A 680-nucleotide genomic window follows, 5' to 3' on the forward strand; every position below is an offset into this window, starting at 1 on the left:
TGTAGGGACAAGGCAGCCACATTTTCTGGAATGATGAAAAATCTACAAATTGCCGTGTCCCGACCGTGTAAAATCTCTCCTTTATTAATCGATAAAAACCCAGCGACAATTGTGATGGAAGCCATTCCCGATGTAGGGACACGGCATTCAAAATTTTCTCGGATGACCGAAACCTATCAGATGCCGTGTCCCTACATTGTAAAATCTCTCCTTTGTTAATCGATAAAAACCCAGGGAAAATTGTGATGGAAACCATTCCCGATGTAGGGACACGGCATTCAAAATTTTCTCGGATGACCGAAACCTATCAGATGCCGTGTCCCTACATTGTAAAATCTCTCGTTTGTTAACCAACAAAAACCCAGCGACAATTGTGGTGGAAGCCATTTTATATCTTGCCGGGACACGGCATTCAAAATTTTCTCGGATGACCGAAACCTATCAGATGCCGTGTCCCTACATTGTAAAATCTCTCGTTTGTTAACCAACAAAAACCCAGCGACAATTGTGGTGGAAACCATTCCAGATGTCGGGACACGGCAGCCAAATTTTATGGAATTATGAAAAATCTACAAATTGCCGTGTCCCGACAGTGTAAAATCTCTCCTTTGTTAACCGATCAAAACCCAGCGACAATTGTGGTGGAAACCATTCCAGATGTAGGGACACGGCAGCCAAAT

Annotated in this window: 2 protein-coding genes; both read left to right on the forward strand. The window is 43.2% G+C overall.

Going from position 1 to position 680, the window contains the following annotated elements; genetic code table 11:
- On the forward strand, window positions 1-219 hold a 219-nt coding region (locus MiSe_RS49545), incomplete at its 5' end, for a hypothetical protein (protein ID WP_226594959.1).
- Complete coding sequence (locus tag MiSe_RS49550; protein WP_226594961.1) at window positions 213-350, forward strand: hypothetical protein; 138 nt, start codon at window positions 213-215, stop codon at window positions 348-350. The genes MiSe_RS49545 and MiSe_RS49550, both read left to right, overlap by 7 nt.
- Window positions 351-680: the final 330 nt, after the last annotated feature.

Origin of the sequence: Microseira wollei NIES-4236, from assembly GCF_020521235.1 — a bacterium.
Taxonomy (GTDB): Bacteria; Cyanobacteriota; Cyanobacteriia; order Cyanobacteriales; family Aerosakkonemataceae; genus Microseira; species Microseira wollei.